This window comes from Haemophilus haemolyticus (assembly GCF_001008205.1).
Taxonomy (GTDB): Bacteria; Pseudomonadota; Gammaproteobacteria; order Enterobacterales; family Pasteurellaceae; genus Haemophilus; species Haemophilus haemolyticus_Q.
In genome coordinates, this window is record NZ_LCTK01000003.1 from 119,153 (window position 1) to 140,376 (window position 21,224).

General features: G+C 38.1%; 22 protein-coding genes and 1 tRNA gene. 8 read left to right on the plus strand and 15 right to left on the minus strand.

The features are described from left to right. Positions 1-51: 51 nt before the first annotated feature. Both AAX18_RS00705 and AAX18_RS00710 read left to right on the plus strand, forming a co-directional pair. Positions 52-128, plus strand: a tRNA-Ile gene (locus tag AAX18_RS00705). A gap of 268 nt (positions 129-396) precedes the next feature. Further along, the gene (locus AAX18_RS00710; protein WP_046952604.1) at positions 397-1,221 is read left to right on the plus strand and encodes a class II glutamine amidotransferase; all 825 of its coding nucleotides are present in this window, start codon (positions 397-399) and stop codon (positions 1,219-1,221) included. Positions 1,222-1,278: 57 nt separating this feature from the next. Here AAX18_RS00710 and AAX18_RS00715 read toward each other — a convergent pair whose 3' ends face one another. The 4 genes from AAX18_RS00715 to bcp all read right to left on the minus strand — a co-directional run bounded on the left by AAX18_RS00715 (position 1,279) and on the right by bcp (position 3,598). Then, positions 1,279-2,052, minus strand: a complete 774-nt coding sequence (locus AAX18_RS00715) for an energy transducer TonB (RefSeq protein ID WP_005635060.1) — start codon at positions 2,050-2,052, stop codon at positions 1,279-1,281. 9 nt (positions 2,053-2,061) lie between these two features. Further along, positions 2,062-2,505, minus strand: a complete 444-nt coding sequence (gene exbD / locus AAX18_RS00720) for a TonB system transport protein ExbD (protein WP_046952605.1) — start codon at positions 2,503-2,505, stop codon at positions 2,062-2,064. Positions 2,506-2,508: 3 nt separating this feature from the next. Then, a complete protein-coding gene (exbB, locus tag AAX18_RS00725; RefSeq protein ID WP_005627854.1) occupies positions 2,509-2,961 on the minus strand; it encodes a TonB-system energizer ExbB in 453 nt (150 codons plus the stop codon). A gap of 169 nt (positions 2,962-3,130) precedes the next feature. Then, positions 3,131-3,598 (minus strand): thioredoxin-dependent thiol peroxidase, encoded by a 468-nt coding sequence (gene bcp, locus AAX18_RS00730; protein ID WP_005632902.1) that lies wholly within the window; start codon positions 3,596-3,598, stop codon positions 3,131-3,133. A gap of 101 nt (positions 3,599-3,699) precedes the next feature. Between bcp and dapA the strand changes: the two genes are divergently transcribed. Together dapA and bamC are read left to right on the plus strand one after the other, a co-directional pair. After that, the gene (dapA, locus tag AAX18_RS00735; protein WP_046952606.1) at positions 3,700-4,596 is read left to right on the plus strand and encodes a 4-hydroxy-tetrahydrodipicolinate synthase; all 897 of its coding nucleotides are present in this window, start codon (positions 3,700-3,702) and stop codon (positions 4,594-4,596) included. Positions 4,597-4,694: 98 nt separating this feature from the next. After that, entirely contained in the window at positions 4,695-5,699 is a 1,005-nt protein-coding gene (gene bamC, locus AAX18_RS00740) for an outer membrane protein assembly factor BamC (RefSeq protein WP_046952607.1), read from the plus strand. Positions 5,700-6,145: 446 nt separating this feature from the next. On the opposite strand, the gene udp is transcribed toward bamC, so the two are convergent. Further along, complete coding sequence (udp, locus tag AAX18_RS00745) at positions 6,146-6,904, minus strand: uridine phosphorylase (RefSeq protein ID WP_046952608.1); 759 nt, start codon at positions 6,902-6,904, stop codon at positions 6,146-6,148. A gap of 102 nt (positions 6,905-7,006) precedes the next feature. Further along, entirely contained in the window at positions 7,007-8,506 is a 1,500-nt protein-coding gene (locus tag AAX18_RS00750; protein WP_046952609.1) for a helicase HerA-like C-terminal domain-containing protein, read from the minus strand. Positions 8,507-8,630: 124 nt separating this feature from the next. Here AAX18_RS00750 and AAX18_RS00755 point away from each other — a divergent pair, with 124 nt between their 5' ends. Genes AAX18_RS00755 through AAX18_RS00765 form a run of 3 tightly spaced genes read left to right on the plus strand, consistent with a single transcriptional unit; the run spans position 8,631 to position 10,572 of the window. Continuing rightward, positions 8,631-9,287, plus strand: coding sequence for an MOSC domain-containing protein (locus tag AAX18_RS00755; protein ID WP_046952610.1), 657 nt, complete (start codon positions 8,631-8,633; stop codon positions 9,285-9,287). A gap of 8 nt (positions 9,288-9,295) precedes the next feature. Further along, the gene (locus tag AAX18_RS00760; RefSeq protein WP_046952611.1) at positions 9,296-9,778 is read left to right on the plus strand and encodes a YchJ family protein; all 483 of its coding nucleotides are present in this window, start codon (positions 9,296-9,298) and stop codon (positions 9,776-9,778) included. After that, complete coding sequence (locus tag AAX18_RS00765; protein ID WP_046952612.1) at positions 9,775-10,572, plus strand: virulence factor BrkB family protein; 798 nt, start codon at positions 9,775-9,777, stop codon at positions 10,570-10,572. The genes AAX18_RS00760 and AAX18_RS00765 overlap by 4 nt, the downstream gene beginning before the upstream one ends. A 258-nt stretch (positions 10,573-10,830) precedes the next feature. On the opposite strand, the gene nrfD is transcribed toward AAX18_RS00765, so the two are convergent. From nrfD to nrfA, 4 genes are all read right to left on the minus strand, one after another. Next, positions 10,831-11,796 (minus strand): cytochrome c nitrite reductase subunit NrfD, encoded by a 966-nt coding sequence (nrfD, locus tag AAX18_RS00770; RefSeq protein ID WP_046952613.1) that lies wholly within the window; start codon positions 11,794-11,796, stop codon positions 10,831-10,833. Beyond that, positions 11,793-12,470, minus strand: a complete 678-nt coding sequence (nrfC, locus tag AAX18_RS00775; RefSeq protein WP_046952614.1) for a cytochrome c nitrite reductase Fe-S protein — start codon at positions 12,468-12,470, stop codon at positions 11,793-11,795. The genes nrfD and nrfC overlap by 4 nt, the downstream gene beginning before the upstream one ends. After that, complete coding sequence (nrfB, locus tag AAX18_RS00780) at positions 12,467-13,117, minus strand: cytochrome c nitrite reductase pentaheme subunit (protein ID WP_046952615.1); 651 nt, start codon at positions 13,115-13,117, stop codon at positions 12,467-12,469. Before nrfB ends, nrfC begins: the two co-directional genes overlap by 4 nt. Positions 13,118-13,193: 76 nt before the next feature. After that, positions 13,194-14,720 carry an ammonia-forming nitrite reductase cytochrome c552 subunit gene (gene nrfA / locus AAX18_RS00785; protein WP_046952616.1) on the minus strand — a complete coding sequence of 509 codons (1,527 nt, stop codon included), beginning with the start codon at positions 14,718-14,720 and terminating at the stop codon, positions 13,194-13,196. Between the two features lie 378 nt (positions 14,721-15,098). Here nrfA and AAX18_RS09060 point away from each other — a divergent pair, with 378 nt between their 5' ends. Next, the gene (locus tag AAX18_RS09060) at positions 15,099-15,263 is read left to right on the plus strand and encodes a helix-turn-helix domain-containing protein (RefSeq protein ID WP_080948071.1); all 165 of its coding nucleotides are present in this window, start codon (positions 15,099-15,101) and stop codon (positions 15,261-15,263) included. Positions 15,264-15,414: 151 nt separating this feature from the next. On the opposite strand, the gene AAX18_RS00790 is transcribed toward AAX18_RS09060, so the two are convergent. From AAX18_RS00790 to AAX18_RS09065, 5 genes are all read right to left on the minus strand, one after another. Continuing rightward, positions 15,415-15,873, minus strand: coding sequence for a hypothetical protein (locus AAX18_RS00790; protein WP_046952617.1), 459 nt, complete (start codon positions 15,871-15,873; stop codon positions 15,415-15,417). Between the two features lie 6 nt (positions 15,874-15,879). Beyond that, positions 15,880-16,671, minus strand: a complete 792-nt coding sequence (locus tag AAX18_RS00795; protein ID WP_052748868.1) for a TIR domain-containing protein — start codon at positions 16,669-16,671, stop codon at positions 15,880-15,882. Positions 16,672-16,833: 162 nt separating this feature from the next. Then, the gene (gene hrpA / locus AAX18_RS00800) at positions 16,834-20,742 is read right to left on the minus strand and encodes an ATP-dependent RNA helicase HrpA (RefSeq protein WP_046952618.1); all 3,909 of its coding nucleotides are present in this window, start codon (positions 20,740-20,742) and stop codon (positions 16,834-16,836) included. Then, positions 20,739-21,113 carry a DUF423 domain-containing protein gene (locus tag AAX18_RS00805; RefSeq protein WP_005626360.1) on the minus strand — a complete coding sequence of 125 codons (375 nt, stop codon included), beginning with the start codon at positions 21,111-21,113 and terminating at the stop codon, positions 20,739-20,741. The genes hrpA and AAX18_RS00805 overlap by 4 nt, the downstream gene beginning before the upstream one ends. Continuing rightward, on the minus strand, positions 21,114-21,224 hold a 111-nt coding region (locus tag AAX18_RS09065; protein ID WP_046952619.1), incomplete at its 5' end, for a DUF441 family protein. It lies immediately after the preceding gene.

A 21,224-nucleotide genomic window follows, 5' to 3' on the forward strand; every position in this document is an offset into this window, starting at 1 on the left:
CCCTTCTTTTATAGACTTCAAGTGATTATTTCTCTATAATCACCACACTTTCCCCCCTTAGCTCAGTCGGTTAGAGCAGGCGACTCATAATCGCTTGGTCACTGGTTCAAGTCCGGTAGGGGGGACCATTTTCCCTTTCTATACCCTTTAAATTTCCTTAGATTAATTTCTTCTATCAATATTTATTACTTTAATTCTAGATCTTATTTTTTGAATAGGACTCTCATTAGAAATAATCGGTAATGATTTCTGGAAAATACTGTGTTAACTAAAAACATCATTTATAAGGGACCTAATACTAACATGACATGAAAAATCCATAGAATCTCTATTGATATTCCTTTCATAATGGTGTTAAATCACTCATATATTGTGAGGTTATATCTTATTTAAATTATGTGTCAATTACTCGGAATGAATTGTAATACGCCGACGGATATTGTCTTTTCTTTTGAAGGTTTTCGTCGTCGTGCTGGTTTAACTGATTGTCATTCAGATGGCTTTGGAATTGCTTTTTTTGAAGGGCGTGGAGTACGTATTTTTCGCGACAATCAAGCTGCTAGCCTTTCCCCCATCGCTGATTGTGTGAAGCAATATAAAATCAAGTCTTTGAATGTTATTGCACATATTCGTAAGGCGACTCAGGGTGAAGTGAATATTGAAAATACTCATCCGTTTATTCGTGAAATCTGGGGGCAAAACTGGGTTTTTGCGCATAATGGTAATTTGAAAAACCTACCAGATATGACAGAATATTTTTTGCAGCCAATAGGTTCTACAGATTCTGAAGCTGCTTTTTGTTATATGGCGGAATATCTCAAAAATACTTTTCGTAAAAAACCGAGTGAAATGGAAATTTTTGAGGCTATTCAGAAAGTAACAAAAGAGCTTGCTCAACACGGCACGTTTAATTTTATTCTGTCTAATGGCGAATGGATGATAGCTCATTGTTCAACGAATTTACATTATGTCATGCGACAAGCGCCTTTTGGTAAAGCACACAGAATTGATGATGATGGTGTCATTGATTTTAGTGATTATGCAAAGGAAGGCGATAAAGTGAATATCATTACAACCTTTCCATTAACCAAAGATGAAAATTGGACAAAAATGGAAAATGGTGGATTTGTATTTTTCAAAAACGGGGACAAAATTGCTGAAGTGATAGGTACTCCGAAAGAAGCGATTGATGATGGTACCTTAGGTAATCGAGTAGCTTAATTAAATCTAGCCAAAGAAAAGTGCGGTTAAACTCAAAGAGAATTAACCGCACTTTTTTTATTGAAGCGTGAAACTAATTGGCACATTTAACCCTGAAGGGAATCCTGAAGGTCTTGCACCGACAGGTCTTGCGCTGTTAACTGCTTCTAATGCTGCATTATCTAGGCTTTCATCACCTGATGATTGAGTGACGCGAGCACCACTTAGTGAGCCATCAGGGCCAACATTGAAGGATACGCTGACTTTACCTTGCTTACGCATCATTTTTGCGCGAGTAGGGTAACGTTTATGACGTTCAATTTCACGACGAATTGCGGAGCGATAGGCTGCCATTTCGCTCGTGTCTGTTCCACTGCCTGCTACTTGTGCATTGCTATTGGTGGCGCCAGTTGTGGTCGCTTTAGCATTCACGTTTGCACTTGAATCAATATTTTTATCACCTTTTGGTAGATCTTTATTGATTGGTTTTTCCTGTGGTTTAACGTCTTTTTTCGGTTTATCCTTTGGCTTTTCTTTAGGTTTTTCTTTTGGTTTTGGCTTTTCTTTTTCCGGTTCTTTGATTTTTTGTGGCTCAGGTTTCACCGTTGGATCTTCCACAACCTCTTGTTTTTCTGGTTCTGGCTCTTTTTGTACATTTTCTGGCTCAGGAGCTGGTTCTTCCATCACCATGCCTTGCACCATTTCCATGGAAATACTTGTGGATATGTCGCCTGGTGCGCTATTGGCGCTATCACTTGGCTTATTCCAACTCCATAAGATTAACCCTACAACAATGCTGTGCACGATCAAAGAAATAAGCAAACCTAATAGCGAACGTTTTGTTTGCTGCATAATTATTCCTTAAGGCGTAGTTGGCACAGATTGAGCGGGTGCAGATTCTTGAGGATTTTTACCCGCACTTTTACCCTTATCTTTCATAGAAACAATAGCTACATTTTTGATCTCATTTTTAGAGAGCATATCTGTAATGGTAACAAAGTCTTGGAAAGAGGCTTCAGCATCAATTTTTAAAGTGACTTTCTGATCTTTATTCCATTGGGCAATTTCTGCTTCTAGGGCTTCTTGTGTAATAGGTTTATCATTGAAATAGAGTTGTTTATCCGCTGTCACAGTCAATAATTTAGCAAGCTCATCAGCTTTAAATGCAACGGCTGTACTGGCTTTAGGTACGTTAACTTGAATTTTACCTTGAGAGATAAAAGACGCAGTGATAAGTACCACAGCAAGTAACACCAACATAATATCAATGAAAGGGATAATGTTGATTTCATCGAATTTTTTCACGGACTATTCCTTATCTTTTTGTTCGTTTAACACTTTCCATTTCAAACGATTAACTTCAACTTTACGACCTAAACCGTTATAAAACACCATCGATGGAATAGCCACAAGAATACCTAATGCTGTCGCTTTTAATGCTAAAGATAAGTGCATCATAATCACGCCAGTATCGATTTCGCCACCGCCATGACCGATTTGATAAAACGTTAATAAAATCCCGATAACTGTACCAAGCAAACCAACATATGGCGCGTTTGCACCAATAGTAGAAATCACGGTCATATTGCGATTTAAATCGATATCTAATGCGTGAATGGTAGAGTAATGTGCGACGTTTACCTTTCTTAAGAAAAGATAACGTTCAATTACCATGGCTAGCATAATAATGCTCATCAGTAATAATAAACCGATGATAAAGTAGTCACTGTACTGTTGTAAAAAATCAAAAAGCTGCATCATTTTTTTTCTGTCCTTATTATTTGAGAAATATCTTGGGATATATAATTGAGAATGAATTTCAATCAAGGCTAAATTCTAGCAAAGGCGGAATAACGCGTAAATATCGAACTGAAAAAAATAATGAATTTTTACCGCACTTTATATAGAAAAGTGCGGTAATTTTTGAAGGTTATAGGGATCGAAGATAATCAACGATAATTTGATGATGTTCTGTTGTTTTGAATTTATCAAATACGTGAATAATTTTTCCGTTTTCATCAATTAAAAAACTAATTCGGTGAATACCATCGTAAGTTTTACCCATGAATTTTTTCTCACCCCATACACCAAATTGTTCTGCAATTTTGTGATCAGGATCGGAAAGTAGTGTGAAATTAAGGGCTTTTTTCTCAATAAATTGAGCTAATTTTTTCGGTGTATCGGGGCTAATGCCAAGTACAACTAAACCTAATTCATCTAATTCTGATTTACTATCACGCAATCCGCATGCTTGCGTTGTACAGCCAGGCGTGAGTGCTTTCGGGTAAAAATAGACTAACACTTTTTTACCGCGAAAATCATTTAAAGAAACGGGTTGTTCTTGCTGATTTAATAACGTAAAAATGGGTGCTTGGCTACCAACGGATAATGGATTCATAAAAAGCTCCTTTGATGAAAAAATATTTGCAAATTCAAGTCATTTTAGCGACTATAATGAGCTATACCAAATAATAAAATTAAAAAACCAACGGAGGTTCTATGTCAGCACAAAATCCTTTATTTTCAGGCAGTATTGTTGCACTTGTTACACCTATGAATAATTACGGCGAAGTAGATTTCGCTTGTTTAGAAAAATTGGTGGAATATCACGTTGAGGCAGGCTCTAATGCGCTTGTTTCTGTGGGGACAACGGGTGAATCAGCAACATTAAGTATTGAAGAAAATGTAAAGGTTATTGAGAAGACGGTTGAATTTGCCAAAGGTCGTATTCCTGTGATTGCTGGCGCAGGCGCAAATGCGACAAGCGAAGCAATTACAATGACAAAATTATTACGCGATAGCGGCGTTGCGGGTTGTCTATCTGTTGTACCTTACTACAACAAACCAACCCAAGAAGGAATCTTCCAGCATTTTAAAGCCATTGCTGAATGTACAGATTTACCGCAAATTCTTTATAACGTACCAGGTCGTACTGGTAGCGATATGAAGCCAGAAACGGTTGCTCGTTTATCGAAAATCAACAATATTGTTGGTATTAAAGAAGCAACTGGAGATATCAGTCGTGTCACCAAAATTAAAGAACTCGCAGGCAAGGATTTCATCGTTTTAAGTGGTGATGATGCAACGAGTTTGGATGCGATGAAACTCGGCGCAGAAGGGGTGATTTCTGTAACGAATAACTTAGCACCAAAAGATATGGCTGATATGTGTCGCTATGCCCTTGCGGGAGATTTTGCTAAAGCCGAAGAAATTAATGCTCGCTTAATGCGTTTACATCACGATCTCTTTGTTGAATCAAACCCAATTCCTGTGAAATGGGCGGCTTATCGTTTAGGTTTAATTAAGTCAGCACATTTACGCTTGCCATTGACGGTGTTAAGTGAAGAGCTTCAACCAAAAGTAGAAGAAGCATTGAAAATCGCAGGATTATTATAAAAATCAGGGGTAAGTCATTATCCCTAAACTTTTTGCATTATAGGCTGTCGAAGTGCGGTCAAAATTCATAAAGTTTTCAATTTAGTTAAGGTTCAAATATGAAAAAAATAATGTTGAGTTTAGCAGCAGTTATCGTATTGGCTGGCTGTTCGTCTGATCCTGAAGCATTAAAGACTGCTAATGATTCTTTCCAAAAATCAGAGGCTTCTATCCCTGGATTCTCACCATTGGCGAGCGGGGGAGTAATGCTACCAAAAGCAGACGATACTTATGCGTTACCTAATATTGCTGTGAAAAAGGGAGAAAATATTGATATTCGTCCTCCATCAACACCATTAGCGATTATTGAAAATTCATTAACTCAATTCGATGGTGAACGTGCATTAATCGTGTATCCAGAACAGCAAGCAAGTGTATATAACCTTCAACAAGTTGAACGATTATTAAAAGAAGACGGTATTTCATCAACGACGAATGGTGCGATTTTAACGACGGACTGGGCGCCAACAGGACGAATTGGTGATAAATCGGGCACTGAGATTAAATATCAAGTAGAACAAGTTATGGCTCAAGATGCGAGTGCACTAGCAGTATCTGTTTTACAAATGCGTCGTGATGGCGTTATTTTCACTCCAAGTGTATCTGATAAGCAACGTTATACGTCTGAACGCTTAAACCGCATTGTGTCTGCATTAACTTCTGCTTATAACAAACAGCAACAAGATTTATCTGGCGCTTCTGTGGGTGCGGTAGCATCGCAAATTATTCAGGATTTGAATGGTCAAACTGCATTAGCGATGAATGTTAATTTTGGTCAAGCATGGGAAAAATTAGGTGGAGCTTTACCTAAAGTAGGTTTTGCGATCAAATCTGAAACTGCGGGTAAAGGTTATCGTGAATTAAAATATTCAGCATTAAAAAAAGAAGATTGGTTGCGCATGGGAACTGAGCTTCCAGAACTTGAAAACGGTACTTACCAAATGCAAATATCTGATCATGGTAGACAAAGCTCCGTTGTCATTTCTGATGAAAAAGGTAAGGCATTGTCTGGCGATTCAGCTGCGAGAATTTACCAAGCAATTAGTAACTTGATTGCAAGATAAGTAAAAACTCAGCATTCTTTTAATAAAAATTAATTTAAGGAATAGATTCTGTAATTTTAATTGGGTTAATATTTTTAAGCCTTTTTTAATATAATTATTAGCTAGGCTTTCCAGTTATTTGAAATTATTAATATAGCCATAATGTGAAATTATTATTTATCAAAATTTGTGGCTATTTTTCTTGATTTTGTATGTTGACTCAAGGTTTTTCTTAAAAATCTCTTTAGGTTTGAGCCTAATTTAGGCTTAGCAATCATTCACAATTAATGTGTTTTATTTAAAAAAGAAAACATATTTCGGACTGAACAGTTTTTATTGTTAATAAAAAATAGATAGTTTGAGTTGTTTAAAAAGGCTAGTTATATTCAGTTGCAAAAATCTGCGCCTTAATCAGTGATGGATAATCCAGACTTTTGGTGCGCAGATTTATTCTTTTAATTAAAAACTTAACTTAACAACGCCTGCGCGGCTGCGATCACAACAGACACAGCTTTTTCTTCCGTTTGTTTCATTGTTGCTTCATTTGGAATTTCTTGTTGAGTGCGGTTTACAATCACGCCCGCAACCATCCCAGCACGCAAACCTAATGCGCTACACATGGTAAACAGTGTTGACGATTCCATTTCGTAGTTCATCACATTCAAATCTTGCCATTGTTTAAGCAGACCTTGGTAATCACGATACACTTTTCCGCTATAGGTATCATAACGTTCTTGACCTGGATAGAATGTATCAGATGATGCGGTTACGCCTACATAAGGCTCAATACCTTTTGCTTTCGCTGCATTATAAAGTGCGGTTGTACATTCAAAGTTTGCTACAGCTGGATATTCTAATGGTGCGAAATGACGGCTTGCGCCATCTAAGCGAACAGAAGCGGTTGTGATAAGAACATCGCCTACATTAATATGTGGTTGAATTGCACCCGTTGTGCCAATACGCAAGAAAGTGCGAACACCAAGTTGAGCAAGTTCTTCTACACAAATTGATGTTGATGGCCCACCAATACCCGTAGAACATACCACAACAGATTGTCCATTGAGGTAGCCTAACCATGAAGTAAATTCACGCGTGCTAGCAAGGAACTCGGGATTATCAAGTTGTTTAGCAATACGTTCACTACGCGCAGGATCGCCAGGAACAATAGCGAGTGTTGCCCCTTTCAATTGGGATTTTGTGAGGTTTAGGTGGAATACGTCTGACATAATAAATCTCCTTGTTGCCATTTAACGTGATGATTTTACCCTGAGGCGAAATCAGATTTTTGAATAAATAAAAGCACGAGAGTATTTTTCGAAAATACAACTTTATCTCTTAAGCGCGCCCATAATGCCTCTCATAATTTGCTTGGTAATTTGATTTCGAATATTTCGCCCTACAGACTGCGCAACACTATTTACTATTTGCTCAGTTGGCGATAATTTTTCACCGCGCTTTTGCGTACCAAAAATCATTCGGCTCAAACTACCTAAGAAGCCGTTTTCTTCTTCCGCTTGGGCTTGCTCTGCTTGTTTTTGTTGTACCGCAGCTAAATCCGCTTGAGCAGTTAATACTTCAAAGGCAGATTCATTATCTACATATTCTTTATAATACTCATAAAGATCATCATCTTTCACCCAAGCATTACGTTCGTCTGTCGTTAATGGTGAAAGCTGACTTTTTGGCGGATAGATATAGGCAACCTCAACTGGCGTAGGCATGCCTTTTTCATCTAAAAATGATACCAATGCTTGGCCCACTCCAAGGGTTGAAATGGTCTCGACGACATTTACTGAAGGGTTTGCTCGGAAAGTTTCTGCAGCCGATTTTACGGTTTTTTGATCGCGCGGAGTAAATGCACGAAGAGCGTGTTGAACACGATTACCTAACTGGCCTAATACTGTATCTGGCAAATCTAGTGGGTTTTGCGTGACAAAATAGATTCCCACACCTTTAGAACGAATCAAACGCACAACTTGTTCTACTTTTTCCACTAGTACGCTCGGTGCACCATCAAACAATAAGTGTGCCTCATCAAAAAACATAACAAATTTAGGTTTATCAGGATCCCCTACTTCTGGCAGTTGTTCAAAGAGTTCTGCCATCAACCATAATAGAAATGCACTATACATTCTTGGGGAATTAATCAATTTTTCAGAATTGAGGACATTAATCACCCCTCGCCCATTGCGAGTTTGCATCCAATCATCTAGATTCAATGCGGGCTCACCAAATAAATTTGTGGCACCTTCATTTTCAAGTGTCAGCAATGCCCGTTGGATTGCACCAACACTTGCGGTCGAAACATTGCCATACTCAACTTGGAAGGTTTTCGCATTCTCTGCAACATATTTCAGAATTGCACGAAGATCTTTTAAATCAATGAGCAATAAACCTTTATCATCTGCCACACGAAATACCAGGTTTAATAATCCTTCTTGCGTAGCATTTAGATTCAATAAACGAGAAAGCAACAATGGGCCCATTTCAGAAATAGTTGTTCGAAGGGGAATGCCCGTTTGACCAAAAACATCCCAAAAAGAAACAGGATAGCCATTGAGATAACTTTCATCGCCTAACCCGAACTTCTCAATTCGTTCTGCAATTTTGCCCTGAAATTGACCGCTCTTTACTAAGCCAGAAAGATCGCCTTTCACGTCCACTAAAAATACCGGTACCCCATCATCACTGAAGGCTTCTGCTATTTTACGTAATGTAACAGTTTTACCCGTACCTGTTGCGCCAGCAATAAGGCCATGTCGGTTAGCCATTTTGGCCGTGATGCCTAGGATTTTACCTTGTTCTGTGCGAGAGAGATCGTATTGCATAAATGAATATCCTTTTGTTTTTTGTTGTAACGAATAATAAGTAAAAAAAGAAGTGCGGTCAAAAAGTTAAACGTTTTCGGTTATAATTCCACGAAAATTTTTTCTAGAACAATAAAAAAGCAAAATGGATGCAAAAATTTTAGTCATAAAAGTGGGACAAGTTCAAACCCTAACCTTTTCAGATGGAAGCACATACGAAAGCGCAATTCGTAAGAAAACCGTACCATCGGTAAAAATTCATTCTCTTGGTGCAGAAGGAAACGATGTGGGTTTAAAAAAACATCATGGTGGTGTAGATAAATCTCTCTTTTTTATGTCGGCAGATTCTTTTAATGAATTAAATGCTTTATTAAATAAAAATTTTTCTTACATGGAAACCGCCACTTACGGAGAAAATTTTGTCGTGTCAGGCTTGAATGAAGACAATGTCTGTATTGGTGATCGCTATCAAATTGGCTCAACCATTTTAGAAGTATCTCAGCCACGTAAACCTTGTGAGCGTTTATCAAAAAATACGGAAAACGAAGAGACTCGCGATATTGTTTATCAAACTGGGCTCAGTGGATGGTATGTTCGCGTCATTGAAACGGGAGAAATTAGACAAGGTGATGAACTAAAATTGCTCACTCGTCCTTATCCGCAAGTAACAATTCGCCATTTAAATCGCTTGTTATCCGCACCCGAAAATGAAGCTGAACTAGAAGCAGCATTAGATATTGAAGTATTAGCTGAAGCCTTTAAACGCTCAATTCGATCGCAAGTATCGAAATTCAAACAATAGGGATAAATATGTCAGAAATTTCAACCGCTCTTTCAGAAGACTGTCCATGTCAATCTGGTCATCATTACGCAGATTGTTGTGGCAAATTTCATTTGAGACAAGCATTTCCCGAAACGGCAGAACAACTCATGCGTTCACGTTATACGGCTTATGTTTTAAAAAATATACCTTATATTGTTGCAACAACTGTGCCAAGCCAACAAACTTTATTAGAGACTCATTTATTGCAAGAATGGGCTGACAACACGACATGGCTAGGATTAAAAATCCTAAAAACAGAAAACCTCACAAAAACTCAAAGTGCGGTGGAATTTAAAGCTATTTTTCAGGGCGAAGAGGGAGAACTAGCCCATCAAGAACGGTCAATTTTTGTAAAAATTGAAAACAGTTGGTATTTTGTGGATCCGACCGTATCCTTGCCTACAATGAAACAACCTTGTGTATGTGGTTCTGGTAAAAAATTTAAACATTGCTGTGGGGGATTTTTATGATTTCATTGAAACAATTTAGCCTGCTCTTTTGTAAACGTTTTTCAGAAAATAAACTCAACCAAGCTGCTGGCGCACTAACTTACAGCACGATGCTTGCTATCGTACCAATGGTGATGGTAATTTTTTCTATATTCTCTGCATTTCCTGTATTCAATGAAGTCACTGGAGAATTGAAAGAAATGATTTTCACCAATTTTGCGCCATCAGCAAGTGATATGGTGGGTGAATATATCGATCAATTCGTCTCGAACTCAAAGAAAATGAGTGCTGTGGGAATTGTGAGTTTAATTGCCGTTGCCTTGATACTAATTAATAACATCGACCGAACCCTCAACAGCATTTGGCATGATACAAGTGTTCGCCCTATTTTTACCTCTTTCGCGATTTACTGGATGATTCTGACTTTTGGACCTCTCGTTATAGGTACAAGTATAGGGATTAGCTCTTATATAAAAGTCATGTTTGAACAATCGGAAACGCTTTCACTCGGTGTAAAATTGCTCAGTTTACTCCCATTCTTTTTCACATGGTTTATTTTCACATTAATTTATACCATCGTGCCAAATAAGAAAGTGGATATCAGATATTCTGCTTGTGGTGCGCTTATTGCCGCTATTTTCTTTACACTCGGTAAACAAGCCTTTACTTGGTATATCACCACATTCCCTTCTTATCAACTAATCTATGGTGCAATGGCAACATTACCGATTATGTTATTGTGGATTCAGATTAGTTGGCTAGTTGTGTTGGTCGGGGCGCAATTATCTGAAGTTTTAGGTGAGTTAAAAGAATAAAATAAATTCAATATGTTAATAAAAAATAATCACCATTTAGTTTTTAAAACCAAATTCATATACGAGCTTAAATATAAGTAATGTTTTGTATAAGTAGCATATTCTACATAACTAAAAAATTATTTATTCCTTGGCAGGTATATATTCAAATTAAAAGGACTAAATTATGTGAATTACATAATTTAGTCCCTGAGTTAAATTATGGTAGTTTTTAAGTTAGAGAATCTATTAATAACCTACTTACAACCTCACCTTGATTTATGCCACTGTTAATTGTCCCGCATATAAAACAAAGAAACGTAAACAGAATACCCCAATTAAGTCAAAAATTGACACTAAGATAATAAAGTTACGGTTGTATTTTAAACGGTCATTAACAAACATATTGGCGATTAATGGGATCAAGATACCAATAAAGAATACCCCAATCCAGAATATCGCACCCCAGAAACCAGATAATGCATTATGTAAGGCAACTGTTTTTTGGCCGCCGCCAAAATGTAAGCCAACGAAGAAACACACAAGCAAACCAAGCTCTGTCACCATAATTGGTACTTCAAATTTGTGGATGAAGTGTGATTCGTGAGAATCACCTTTTAATTTTCCTGCAATCAAGATAATTAAGAAGGTTGCAGCAATACCAGATGATGTACCAGAAGCTAAGAATAATGCTGGTAATACTGGGTTATTCAACATTGGATAGCTGATCAATGCAGAAAGTAAGAACCCTGTGTATGCTCCAAGCACTGCAGCCAATACGAAAAGAATAACTTCGACTGGACTTGCAATACGTTCTGCAATACCGATGAGTTTCATCACAAATTGCAGTTTTGGCATAAAGCGATTAATTAATGCTTCGATTTCTTTTTTGAAAATCACCACTCCCCAAATCACTAAAAACAACATATAGATTTGGAATAGCATGACACCCATCGACATTACGGAATTAAATTGATAGTTAAACATCAATTTCCAGAATGTCCAAGGTCGAGCCAAGTGGAAAATTAATAGCGTTAAACCAATTAATGTTGGTACAGAGCCTAAAATTACCCCAGATCGAATAATCCAGTTTTGGCTTAGATTTTCTATTTTATTACTGCGTTTATACGCAATTGCTAACTGTACCGCACCAGATGAGATCCCCAATAAGAACAAGTAGATCGCAATGGTAGAATCCCACACTAGATTAGGCGTATGAAATGGAACTGGATAATCTAATGTCATCTTCTAGGCTCCCCATGTTGGAATGGAATGTGGTACAAGTTTGGTTGTGTACCTAACTCCACTTTAGTGCGATAAACCGGTTTTTCTTTCACTTTACGTGAAACTGCACTCATCGGATCATTCATATCCCCAAAGATTAATGCTTTGGTTGGGCACGCTTCCACACAAGCCGGTTGTTTACCATTGGCTAAATTTGTATCTCGGCAGAAGTTACATTTATCTGCGGTACGATGTGCTGGATGAATAAAACGTACACGATATGGGCAAACTGCGATACAGTATTGACAGCCTACGCATAAATCTTTATGTACATCTACAATGCCAGTCTCTTTATCAATAAAAGATGCACCAGTTGGACAAACTGCTACGCAAGGTGCATTTGTACAATGTTGGCAAGATTGACGGAAGAACTCATATTCCTGATTTGGAAATTCACCGTAAGGTTCACTGCGTAGAATCTCTAAGCGAGAAACGCCTTCTGGCACTTGGTTTACATCACGGCATGCATCCATACAGGCTGTACAGCCAATACACGAATTTTCATCGTGTATCATTGCGTAACGTTTAGGTTTATCCGCCTTGTCTTCTTTCGCAAAAGAAGGTAAAGATGTTCCCGTCATAAGGATCACTGCCCCCATGCCGGAAACAAAGTTTCGGCGTGAGCAGGCTGTCATTTTTTATCCTTTTGTTCGGTTAGTTTATCTTGTTCTGCTTTACGTTTTTGTTGTTCACCATGGCAATCTACGCAAAGTTTAACGCGTTGTTTTGGTTGAATACCTTTCATTGCGTCTTCTTTCGGGTGAAGCGTATGGCAACTTGCACAAGGTAATTTCATTGCGTGTACATCATGCGCCCATAGTTTTTCACGAAGTTTGTCAGGTTGGTGACAAGCAAAACAAACTTGGTTTTGTTCTTGAACTGAATACATCGGTTTTTTATTACCGAAAATATCCCCTTCAAAACGCATGACATCTTTAGCACCACGACGGTGATTTTCAGAAACGTTACCATGACAGCTTACACAAGTAATTGCTTTACCGTTATTTGGATTTTTCTTATCTAAGTGTGCGCCATGGAATTTACCAAAGTGGAGTTCGCCGCCAGACTGATCTACAGTTTGGTTTTTATCTACTTTGTCGAATTTATGGCATTTAGCACAATATTGATTAGGATCGCGTTGGTTATCTAATTGCGGTTCATAAGTAAAATGATCCGCAGGTTTTTGTGCATCATCAGCATGAGCCAAAAATGGCGTTGCTACAAATGCCGCACTTAACGCTAACGCTTTTGCAGATTTGTTGATTAAAGAAGTTAAATTCATTTGGGTTACCTCAAATTTGACCTTGAAAATCACCGCACTTTCCAGTTTGCACTTAAAAGTGCGGTGGATTTTTCATTTATTTTTGTGCTGGTGGATCAACTAATAAGCCTTTTTCTTTAGCTTGTTGTTCCCATTGTGGTACCACAGTTTTTAAGAATTCTTCTTTAGCTTTGCGTTCTTTTTCAATATCAATACCCATTACTTTCCACGCTTTATCAGCTGTTGAAATATCTGGGATTTGAACTGGAGTTTTCACACCGTGTTTAGTTAAGATAGCTGCAAGTTTAGTACGAGCATCAGCCGCTTTATCTAAGCCAGATCCTAATACACGAAGCATTACTTCAGGTGCGTGCATATGGCCGCCGTGGCTGGCTGCAGCATAATCCCAACGCCATTGAGCATGACGAATATCCATTAATGCCGCTTCCATTTCTTCTTTAGTTGCACCTGCATCCCAAGCTGCTTTCGCTTCAAAGTGAGCTTTAACAACTTGCTCTTCTAAACGACCCATTACATCTTTCACTTCTTTTTTACGTGAAGTGACGATATCGCGTAATTTTTCTTTGCTTTGATCGTGACAGTTTGCACAAGTGCGGTCAAATGCATCGAATGGATTTTGGATTTGGTGATCAGTATAAACTTTACCGTCTTTACCTTGTACTTTTGGCATGTGACAGTCTACACAAGTTACACCGTTTTTACCGTGCATACCTAAAGACCAAATTTCAAAATCAGGATGTTGCGCTTTTAACATTGGCGCTTTAGAAAGACTATGAGTCCAGTCGCTGAAGCCGATTTCATCGTAATATTTTTCAATATCATCAACGGTTTGACCTTTATCCCAAGGGAAGGTGACTTGTTTGATATCGCCTGCGAAGTAATATTCAACGTGACAGTTTGCACAAACTTCAGCGCGTTTTTCAGTACGAGCAGCAGTATTGAAGCTTAAATTGTTATGTGGGCGACCTTCTGCTTTATCTTTTTCAGCAGTTGCTTTTTCTAAAGCATCAAGCGCGCGTAATACGTGTGGACGAGCAATACGTAATGCTGGTTTGCCTTCTGCAAAATCTTTAGAGGTAGTATCGTGACAGTCAGCACAACCGATTGTGTTCACGATTTCTGGACCGCCTTTTGCCCATTTCGCATTGAAATAATCTTTTTCGCCCCATTCCGCGATTAAACGTGGAACATCAGGACCTTTACATGTCCAACATGCCATTGGTTGTGGACCATCATTTGCTGTTTTTGGCGCACCTGTTCGTAGAATGTTACGAACATCAGTGACTGCATAAAAGTGGCCGCGTGGCGCGTTATATTCTTTTGCAAATGCATAACCGCCCCAAAGAACGATTAAGCGTGGATTTTCTTCATCAGCATAAATAATTTTTTCGCCGTTGCCGTTTGCAGTTGAACGCCAGCTGTTATATTGATTTGGATATTTTTCTGCAAATTTTTCATTTACAGATTCAATTTTCAAATCTGGTTTTACTGGTTCAACAGGTTGTTCTAATGGCTTATAAACCATATCAGCTACCGCTGAGTTAAATAAGCTTAAACTCGCGAAAGACGCTGCCACAATAAGGCTTTTTTTGAATGCGTTCACGATAATCACTCCATTTGTTGTAATAAAAAGGTTAGGTTAAGTAGAAAGTTGAGAATTATTCTTAATATCCACATGAAACGTAGGTATATAGTTTCATTCGCGCGTAAGATACCAAAAGAAAAAAGTTTTTCCACTCGTATAACTAAAAAATGTGAGATTGATCAACTTTATTTCTCAAAATACTTACAAAGAGGTATGTGTTATTTGGAATAAATTAAGGCGGTTTATACCGCCTTAATTTTGAGTATTATTATCATTAATATTGACTAATAATATTTGCTATTCTTTTATATTTGATATTTTGTTCTTAGCTGTTGAGCAAATAAACTGACTCGTAATTTTTCTGTCACGTATTAAATTTATTCGTTAAATCATTAAATTACGCCAAGAGTAGCAAATCACCCAAAAAGGTTTAGCAGAAAAAACGGCATTGACCAAAGTGCTATTAACCGTATTGAGTCAGGTAACCACAACCCGTCACTTGCCTTTTTACAACGTATTGCAGAAGGATTAGGAAAGAAGATTTATGTGGAGTTTCGATAAGAAAAAGTGCGGTAGATTTTGAACGTGTTTTTGAGGTTAAAAAACGTTTGAACAAATGACCGCACTTTTTAAAAACAGAACGACGGTTCAAGCGTCCTCGCTTGGACCAAATAAGCACAAGCGTGGACGCTTGCGCTATCTTGGAGAAATTCTAATTAGTTTTAATACAAAGATAAAAATTATCAAGAAAAAATATATTTATATGCTCAAAAATAGGATTTAAATAAATAATAAAAATAATTGCAATTAACAATATACTTCCATAAAAGTAGCAAAGTGTTTTACTAAATAATGTTTTACAAAATGAGTCTATATTAGAATAATAACCACTAACTTCCATCGAAAATTTAAAATTTGAATCATCTTTTAAAATTATATCTTTATATAATTCTCTAAACAATCTCTCTTGATATAGAAAGAATGTGTCTAACCACCAAAATAAAAATATAGGCACTAAGGATATAAATGCAATCTTATAATTTTCAATAGACACCGCAAACAGCCCTGATACTAATGTAACTGCCCAACCTTTAATTATGAAAGAATTATTTCCCATACGATTAATTACCCCTTGAATCATTTCCAAATGAGCTATTTTATATTCATTCATGATATTTTAACCTTTAATCATATTATATAATTTATCTAAATTTCTAGACTTATACGATTCAACTCCTATACTTTTCCATTCAATCAAATTATCAAATGTTAAAGGAATAAAACCAAAATCATCGACTGGGTATTTTATTTTTAAACTCTCCATTGAAAAATCTAAATTTCTAGCTTCAGTTATTTCCTGAATACGTTTTGGTTCATTTTCTCTAAGTTTATCTACTAAAGATAATTCGGAATATATCCATGGGGATTCTGTTTCCCCACTAGAATTAAAGTATTCTAAAGGCTTAAATGAATTCTGTGTTTTTATAAAAAGAAACATTTCACATCGATCAATCATATGCATCAATGCTGTGGATAACATCATATGCACATGACTAGTTGAACGATTTCTCTTTTTATAATCATACGCACTATGGTCTTCATTTTGGCAATAATTATCATCAATTACTTTTAATAAAGTATCTGAATATCCCCAAACTACAGAATCGATGAATGTAGTAAGTCCAAAATTTTTCTTTAGCCACCCCGCTAATCCAAGCACGAGTTCTTCATCTTTATGAGAATGAGATACAAATATATCCGCATCTATAGATGGGAACCAGCTATTTATAATCTCCTCAGCCTGCAAGGAACCATCAGGATTAGCAAATTTATTTAAATCACATTCCACTAATTTTTGACGACTCTCAAAGTCTGAACGTCCAATACAAACTAAATCTATCCAATCTCTATCATAAGAAGATTTAATTTTTCTTAATACATCTAAATTTAAATTAAATTTTTTATACATTACTCACCCTTTTTAGTATGATATCCTTAGACTTTTTTTAGTCTAGCAAAGCTCTAAGCCCCCTGTCTATATTCTAAATATCAAATTAAAATTTATACAATTTCAGGAATAAATAAATGACTTTTAGAAACTATTTTATTGTATTTCTACGAAGATCTTCTATCACTTTACAATCAAATTCAAAACCCGCTTATCAGATACCTGATATTTCGTTCCCAACTGCTGCGCAAATAAGCTCACGCGTAGTTCCTCAATCATATAACGAATCTCCGCCACTTCATCAGAGATCGGTTTAGATTTCGGCAGTTTAGCGAGCAATTGTTGGTAAGCTTGTTGTACTTGTTCTACGCGTAGCATAGCCGCACGATCACGATTCACATCTTGAGCCAGTTTATCGATACGTTTATCAACGGCTTGCAGATAGCGGAATAAATCCGGTAGGCGATCATAACCGCTCTTTTGCACAAAACCTGGATAAATCAGCCCGCTTAGTTGTGCCTTAATATCAGAAAAGGCAAAGGCCATGGTGAAATCCATTTTGCCTTTTAAACGTTGGTTTAAGGCATGGTTAAGGGATAGGATTTGTTCCACTTTCTGCGCAATATCCACGGTCACTTCGTTAAGGTTTTCTCGCACGAAATCTCGTAATTTTTCAAAGCCTGCTTCATCCCATACAAACCCGCCAAAATCAGCAATCAGTTTATCCACCGCACAAGCAATACAGTCGTCAATCAAATCCAATACACGACCGAACGGGGTAAAATACAGCCCCAATTTGGCTTTATTCGGCAATTTTTCATGCAGATATTTAATCGGTGACGGCACATTGAGCAACAACAAGCGGCGCAAACCTTGTTGCATCGCCACCGCTTGCTCAAATTCTGTTTCAAATAGTTTAATACCTACGGCATCTTTTTCATCTACAATGGCTGGGAACGCTTTGACGCTGAAACCACGTTGTTTTTGTTCGTAACATTGTGGTAAATCTGCAAAACTCCAAATATGCAGTCCGCTTTGTTCAATACCATCATCTGCCACAGCAGAAATACTTTCCTGCACACGATCTTTTAAATTGAATTTCAGCTCATCCAAATTCATGGATTCGGCAATTTTTTTGCCGTTTTCATCCACCACACGGAACGTCATTTTCAAATGGCTTGGGATTTGTTTCCAATTCCAATGTTCCGCTTCTACGGTGACGCCCGTCATACGACGCAATTCATAAATCAGCGTATCTAATAACGGTTTTTCCAACGGCACGGCTCGACTTAAAAAAGCTTGAGCATAATTAGGTGCAGGCACGAAGTTACGGCGATAAGATTTCGGCAGCGATTTAATCAACGCAATCACCAATTCTTCACGCAAGCCTGGAATTTGCCAGTCAAAGCCGGTCATTTCCACTTGGTTGAGCAATGGCAACGAAATATGCACGGTCACGCCGTCCGCATCGGTACCTGGTTCAAATTGATAAGTTAATTTGAGTTTTAAATTGCCTTGATGCCAGAAATTCGGGAAATCGAGCTTGCTCACTTGTTCCGCATCATCATTAATCAAGAATGAACGTTCAAAATTAAGCAATTCTGGATCTTTTTGCTGCGCCTTTTTCCACCAGGTATCAAAATGTTTTTGGGAAACCACTTCCGTGCCAATACGCTGATCGTAAAATTCAAAAAGCGTGCGATCATCCACCAAAATATCACGGCGGCGACTTTTGTGTTCCAACTCTTCCACTTCTCGAACGAGTCGTTGATTTTCTTTGAAGAATTTATGTTTGGTATTCCAATCCCCTTCTACTAAGGCAGATTGAATAAAGATCTCACGGCTTACCGTTGGATCAATAGTACCGTAATTCACTGGTCGCGCTGCTACAATCGGCACTCCGTAAAGCGTGACTTTCTCATCGGCAATCACCGCCCCACGAGATTTAGACCAACGCGGTTCAGAATAGGATTTTTTAATTAGATGCTCGGCTAGTGGCTCAATCCATTCTGGCTCGATTTCCGCTACCATACGCCCCCAAAGTTTGGAGGTTTCCACTAACTCTGCCGCCATCACCCATTTCGGTTGTTTTTTGAAAAGTACAGAATTGGGGAAAATTGCAAAATGGGCATTACGTGCGCCAAGATATTGTTGTTTCTCCGCTTCTTTTAAACCGATATGAGAAAGCAAGCCACTTAAAAGTGCGGTATGAATTTGCTGATATTCTGCTTTTTCGGAATTAATCGGCAAGCCCATTTCACGGACGGTTAAACGAATTTGATGATAAATATCTTGCCATTCACGAATACGTAAATAATTTAAGAAATCCTTTTGGCATTGACGACGGAATTGGTTTTTACTCAATTCTTTTTGTTGTTCTTGTAGATAATGCCAAAGATTGAGGAAAGCCAAGAAATCTGATTTTTTATCGGCAAAACGACGATGTTTTTCATCGGAAGCTTGCTGTTTTTCTTGTGGGCGTTCACGCGGATCTTGAATAGACAATGCAGCGACAATAATCATCACTTCATGCAACGCACCTTGTGAGACAGCACTCAACAACATTATCGCCAAGCGTGGATCCACTGGGAGTTGAGCTAATTGACGACCTGCAGCCGTTAATTGACGCTTCTCGCCCGCTTTGGTGCGAACGATTTCAAACGCGCCCAATTCTTCCAACAGTTTTATCCCATCTTGAATATGGCGTTTATCCGGTGCATCAACAAATGGGAACGCTTCAATATCATCCAAACCCAATGCTGTCATTTGCAAAATAACGGAGGCTAAATTGGTGCGTAAAATTTCAGGATCGGTAAACTCTGGACGAGAATTAAAATCCTCTTCCGAATATAAACGAATACAAATCCCTTCACTCACACGACCACAACGACCTTTACGCTGATTAGCAGATGCCTGTGAAATGGGTTCAATCGGTAAACGTTGTACTTTGGTGCGATAGCTATAACGGGAAATTCGCGCAGTACCTGGGTCAATCACATATTTAATGCCTGGCACGGTCAATGAAGTTTCCGCGACGTTGGTCGCCAACACGATGCGATTTAATCCGCTCGGATGGAAAATTTTATTCTGTTCTTGCGCAGACAAGCGAGCAAAGAGCGGTAGAATTTCCGTGTGTTTTAAATTTTGCTTTTGCAAAGCTTCGGCAGTGTCGCGAATTTCACGCTCACCGTTCATAAAAATCAAAATATCACCACGGCCTTCCGCTTGCAGTTCATCCACCGCATTGAGAATGCCTTGTAGCTGATCTTGATCGTCTTCTTCCACTACGGGACGATAACGCACTTCAACAGGATAGGTTCTGCCCGAGACTTCAATAATCGGGGCATTGTTGAAATGTTTGGAAAAGCGTTCCACATCAATGGTCGCGGATGTGATGATGAGTTTTAAATCACGACGACGTGGTAAAAGCTGTTTCAGATAACCGAGAATAAAATCGTTGTTCAGACTGCGTTCGTGAGCTTCATCGATAATCAAACAAGAATATTGATTGAGAAAACGATCGTTTTGAATTTCTGCTAACAGGATCCCGTCAGTCATTAATTTGATTTGTGTATCATCACTGATTTGATCGTTAAAACGAACCTTATAACCGACTAAACCGCCAAATTCTGTTTCCAGTTCTTCCGCAATACGCGCCGCCACAGAGCGTGCAGCAATACGACGAGGTTGAGTATGACCAATCATGCCCAAATTGCCGAAACCTAATTCCAAACACATTTTCGGCAATTGGGTGGTTTTACCTGAACCGGTTTCCCCTGCCACCACAATAACCTGATGTTCAGAAAGCAGTTTTTGAATTTCAGCTTTGCGTTGGCTAACAGGTAGGCTTTCTGGAAAAACGATGGGATTTTGTACCGCACTTTTCCGTTGTTCTACACGTAATCTTGCTTGTTCAATTTTCTGTTGGATTTCATCTGCAACGGCTTGTTGTGCCTCTAGGCTTTTAATTTTTCCAATACCATGAATGCGGGCGGATAAGCGACGTTGATCCACCAGCATGATGTCATTTAATTGAGAAAAAAGAGATTGTTGTAAGGGAGTTAATGTGTGTTTTACCGATCTGTTTTTCATAGCGATTTACTTTTGAAACTTCCGTAAGCTAAGCTAATCCATCCGATTAAAAATAAAGTTCCGCCAATAGGCGTAATCCACACAATTACATTGCTTGCTCCGAAAGCGAGTGCGTATAAACTTCCACTAAATAATAAGGTTCCAATTAACCAAGAAGACATAGATAATCGGGCGAATTTGTTGTCATGTAAAGCAGATAATGCAACGGCAAGCACTGCAATAGTATGGAACATTTGATATTTTAAACCCGTATCAATCCATGATAATGCTTTGGCTTCTAATATATGACTTAAGCCATGTGCTGCAAATGCGCCTAGTGCGACACAGAAGAATCCGCTTAAAGCGGCAAGAGTGAGGCATTTGTTTTTCATTTAAATTTTCCCTAAAAGTAAAGCTAATATACCGGCAGCAATAAGTGGGCCGACAGGGATTCCACCTAAAAATGCTACACCAATAATTGTGCCGATAAGCAAGCCAGTGAC

Coding starts and splice junctions, on each gene's coding strand:
- AAX18_RS00710 (WP_046952604.1), top strand. CDS start 397: ATGTGTCAATTACTCGGAATGAATTGTAATACGCCGACGGATATTGTC.
- AAX18_RS00715 (WP_005635060.1), bottom strand. CDS start 2,052: ATGCAGCAAACAAAACGTTCGCTATTAGGTTTGCTTATTTCTTTGATC.
- exbB (WP_005627854.1), bottom strand. CDS start 2,961: ATGATGCAGCTTTTTGATTTTTTACAACAGTACAGTGACTACTTTATC.
- bcp (WP_005632902.1), bottom strand. CDS start 3,598: ATGAATCCATTATCCGTTGGTAGCCAAGCACCCATTTTTACGTTATTA.
- dapA (WP_046952606.1), top strand. CDS start 3,700: ATGTCAGCACAAAATCCTTTATTTTCAGGCAGTATTGTTGCACTTGTT.
- bamC (WP_046952607.1), top strand. CDS start 4,695: ATGAAAAAAATAATGTTGAGTTTAGCAGCAGTTATCGTATTGGCTGGC.
- udp (WP_046952608.1), bottom strand. CDS start 6,904: ATGTCAGACGTATTCCACCTAAACCTCACAAAATCCCAATTGAAAGGG.
- AAX18_RS00750 (WP_046952609.1), bottom strand. CDS start 8,506: ATGCAATACGATCTCTCTCGCACAGAACAAGGTAAAATCCTAGGCATC.
- AAX18_RS00755 (WP_046952610.1), top strand. CDS start 8,631: ATGGATGCAAAAATTTTAGTCATAAAAGTGGGACAAGTTCAAACCCTA.
- AAX18_RS00760 (WP_046952611.1), top strand. CDS start 9,296: ATGTCAGAAATTTCAACCGCTCTTTCAGAAGACTGTCCATGTCAATCT.
- AAX18_RS00765 (WP_046952612.1), top strand. CDS start 9,775: ATGATTTCATTGAAACAATTTAGCCTGCTCTTTTGTAAACGTTTTTCA.
- nrfD (WP_046952613.1), bottom strand. CDS start 11,796: ATGACATTAGATTATCCAGTTCCATTTCATACGCCTAATCTAGTGTGG.
- nrfC (WP_046952614.1), bottom strand. CDS start 12,470: ATGACAGCCTGCTCACGCCGAAACTTTGTTTCCGGCATGGGGGCAGTG.
- nrfB (WP_046952615.1), bottom strand. CDS start 13,117: ATGAATTTAACTTCTTTAATCAACAAATCTGCAAAAGCGTTAGCGTTA.
- AAX18_RS00790 (WP_046952617.1), bottom strand. CDS start 15,873: ATGAATGAATATAAAATAGCTCATTTGGAAATGATTCAAGGGGTAATT.
- AAX18_RS00795 (WP_052748868.1), bottom strand. CDS start 16,671: ATGTATAAAAAATTTAATTTAAATTTAGATGTATTAAGAAAAATTAAA.
- hrpA (WP_046952618.1), bottom strand. CDS start 20,742: ATGAAAAACAGATCGGTAAAACACACATTAACTCCCTTACAACAATCT.
- AAX18_RS00805 (WP_005626360.1), bottom strand. CDS start 21,113: ATGAAAAACAAATGCCTCACTCTTGCCGCTTTAAGCGGATTCTTCTGT.